Origin of the sequence: Micromonospora sp. NPDC049060 (genome assembly GCF_040649055.1) — a bacterium.
GTDB classification, from domain to species: Bacteria; Actinomycetota; Actinomycetes; order Mycobacteriales; family Micromonosporaceae; genus Micromonospora; species Micromonospora reichwaldensis.
In genome coordinates, this window is record NZ_JBEZEV010000169.1 from 1 (window position 1) to 3,404 (window position 3,404).

The window sequence follows — 3,404 nt, forward strand, 5'->3', positions numbered from 1 at the left end:
CCCCGCGGCGGCCCGCGGCTGGCACCCCCCGTCCTTGAGCCTGGCCACCCCCCCCAGTGCGCCGCCCGCCCTGCCGTCCCCGGCCCCGCCGTGGCGGGGCGCCGTTCTGCCCAGGCCCGGGCAGTCGTGTCGGGTCGCGTCAGCGGGTCTCGACCGCCGTGCCGTCGACGGGCGGCTTGCCGTTGCCGGTGGTCGCCGCCGCCGAGCCGAGCTTCCCCAGCAGGCCGGCCAGGTCGATGCCGGTCAGGTCGCTGCCGAGCTGGAGCCCCTGGGCCACGTTGCCCGCCACCGACTTGGTCAGCGACGAGGCGCCGTCGGTGGAGATGACGGTCATCTTGTCGATCGCGCCGATCGGGGCGCTGGCCGCCTCGACGACCTGCGGCAGCACCTTGACCAGCAGGTCCAGCACCGCGGCTTCGCCGTACGCCGCGAAGGCCTCGGCCTTGCGGGCCATCGCGTCGGCCTCGGCCTGCCCCTTGGCCAGGATGGCCGCGGCCTCGGCCGCGCCCTCCCGCTCGACCGCCTCGGCGATGGCGGAGCGGCGGCGCTGCTCGGCCTCACCCTCCTTGGCGCCTTCGATGGCGTTGGCCTCGGCCAGCGCGGCCCGGCGGGCCCGCTCGCCCTCACCGGTGAGCCGGGCCTGCTCGGCGGCGGCCTGGGCGGCGGCGATGACGGCCTGGCGCTGCGCGTCGGCGTTCAGCACGGCCGCGTTGCGGGACGCCTCGGCCTCCTGCTCCACCTTGTACCGGGCGGCGTCGGCCGGCTTGCGCACCTCGGTGTCGAGCTGACGCTGCTTGAGCTCGGCGTTGCGCTCGGCGACCTTCTGCTGCTCGGAGAGGATCGCCTGGTCCCGCTCGGCCTGGGCCAGCGGTCCGGCGGCGGCGGACTTCGCCTTGGCCGCGTCGATCTCCGCCTGGATGGCGGCCTGCTTCAGCGACAGGTTCCGGTTGGCCTCGGCGATGGCCTCCTCGGCGAGCAGCCGCTCCTGCTCGGCCTGCTGCCGGGCCCGCGCCTCGGCGATGGCCGCGTCCTTGAGCACCCGGGCGGCCTCCGGCCGGCCCAGGTCCTGGAGGTAGGAGCCCTCGGCCAGGATGTCCTGGAGCTGGAAGGTGTCCAGCACCAGGCCCTGGTTGGTCATCGAGTGCTCGGCCTCCTCGGCGACCGCGCTGGCGAACGCCGCCCGGTCCCGGATGACCTCCTCGACGGTGAGCCGGCCGACGATCGAGCGCAGCGCGCCGGCCAGCACCTCCCGGGTGAAGTCCTCGATCTCGTCCTGCTGGTGCAGGAAGCGCTGCGCGGCGGCGCGGATGGCGTCCTCGGTGCCGCCGACCTTCACGATCGCGACGCCGTGCAGGTCGGCGCGGATGCCCTGCTTGCTGACCGCGCCCTTGATGCCGACGTCGATCCGCCGGCTGGACAGGTCGAGCGACTGGAGCTTCTGCACCACGGGCAGGACGAAGACGGACGCGCCGAGCACGACCTTCTGCCCGGAGTTGTCGGTCGACCGGCCACCGTCGGCGGTCTGCGTGGTGCGGCCCTTGCGGCCGGTGACGATGAATGCCTCGTTCGGCCCGGCCACCTTGATGCGGGAGAGCACGAAGAGCACGAGCACGAGGACGAGGAGGACCGCGCCGCCGATGGCGATGAGAAGGGGCATGTGACCGTCCTGTTTTCTATGAGGGGGGTTCAGTAGGTCTCGACGTGCACGCTGGTCTCGCTGAGCGCCTCGACCACGAAGATCTGGGCGCCGACCGGGATCGGTCGGTCGGCGCGGGCGTTGAGCTTGACCGGCTGGCCGGCCACCCGGACCCGGACCTCGCCGTAGCCGTCGGCGGGCACGGGGGTGACCACCAGGCCGAGCGCGCCGACCAGGTGGTGGCGGGTGGGGGTGGGGTCGGTGCGCATGTCACGGGCCGCCCGGCTCAGCCGGGCCGCGGCCCAGGCGGTGGGCACGGCCGCGACGACGCCGCCGGCCAGGGCCACGGCGATCATGCCGGGCGTACGCCCACCGACCAGCTCGTTGACGATCGCGGCGCCGAAGCCGAGCGCTCCGGTGAACCCGGCGACCGCCTCCACCGACACCGGACCGTCGAAGTCCGGGTTGCCGAAGTGGAGCAGCTCGCCGCCGAGCAGGGCGAGCGCCAGTACCGCGACGCCCGCGCCGCCGATGATGAGGAAGATCAGCGTCCCCGTGGCCACGGCCTGCACGGTATCGGTGCCCCGCAACGTCGGTCGGGACGCCGGCGGCTCAACGGGGCCGCGACGCGGGGCCGTTCAGCGGGGCGCGATCGCGAGGGTCAGGTTGACGTCCAGCGACGCGGGGAGGGCCTGCCTCGCCAGTTCCCGACCGTCGAGGTCGACCAGCGCCATCTCGGCCGTCCAGCCGACGCGGTGCAGCAGCCGGTCGCCCGCGACCCACACGGCGTCCTCGGCGGGAGCCGGGCCGATCACCCGCCCGGTCGCCACCTCCGCCAACCTCGGGCCGTCCTGGCCCTTGATGACCACGAGCCGCCCGTCCGGCGACCACGACCACGGGCCGGCGGGGTCGCCCGGGACGGGCACGAACCGGGTCGGCCGGCCGTTCGTCGCGGAGAAGAACTGCACGCCCCGGCGCGTGTGCGGCCGGGACTCCGAGCGCGGGGCACCGGGATCGGTCTGCTGGAGCGCGACCTCCCGGCCGTCCCGGCTCCAGGTGAAGAAGCAGTGGTCGGTGCAGAAGTACCGGTCGGTGTCCACCGGGAAGGTGCGGTAGGCGCCGGTGGCCGCGTCGAGCACGCCGAGGGAGAAGCTGCCGCTCTCCTTGTCCAGCACGGTCAGCACCAACCGCCGCCCGTCCGGCGACCAGTGCGGGGTCATGATGTGGCTGCCGGTGCGGATCCAGCGGACCGTGCCGTGGCCCAGGTCGAGCAGGCCGATCCGGCCGGCGCGTTCGTAGTCGACGACGGCGGCGGTCCCGCCACGGGGCGCGGCCCACGTCTCCTCGTACCGGCGGTCGGCGGCGACGTACCGGCCGCGCTCGCGGTCCAGGGCGTACCCCTGCACGGCGGGAGTGCCGGTGGAGGTGGCTCCGGTCAGCACCCAGTCGCCGGGCAGTGTCACGACCGCCCGCGTCCAGTCGCCGGTCGGCGCGGGGACGACGGGCATCGTGCGCGGGGCGGCCGACACCGTCGCCACCGGGGTGACGGCCGGTGCCCCGGTGGCGGCGTCCGGGGGTGCGCCGGGTCGCAACCAGACGTACGGCCCGACGAGGGCGACCAGCGATTCGGCCGATGCCGCTCGGCTTCACCCTGCTCTGACCGCCGGACGGGCCCGGGTCGGGGGGGGGGCCGCCCCCGCGGGGGGGGGGGGGGGGCGCGGCGGCGAGGGGGGGGGGCGGGCGCGGGGGCCCCCCGCGACAGCCCCGC

Annotated in this window: 3 protein-coding genes; all 3 read right to left on the minus strand. The window is 75.5% G+C overall.

Annotated features, from left to right (window positions below):
• Positions 1-139: 139 nt before the first annotated feature.
• The gene (locus tag AB0B83_RS30030; RefSeq protein WP_101413437.1) at positions 140-1,657 is read right to left on the minus strand and encodes a flotillin family protein; all 1,518 of its coding nucleotides are present in this window, start codon (positions 1,655-1,657) and stop codon (positions 140-142) included.
• Positions 1,658-1,686: 29 nt separating this feature from the next.
• Positions 1,687-2,208 (minus strand): hypothetical protein, encoded by a 522-nt coding sequence (locus tag AB0B83_RS30035; RefSeq protein WP_225852283.1) that lies wholly within the window; start codon positions 2,206-2,208, stop codon positions 1,687-1,689.
• A 66-nt stretch (positions 2,209-2,274) separates the two neighbouring features.
• Entirely contained in the window at positions 2,275-3,174 is a 900-nt protein-coding gene (locus AB0B83_RS30040; protein ID WP_357580996.1) for a hypothetical protein, read from the minus strand.
• Positions 3,175-3,404 lie beyond the last annotated feature (230 nt).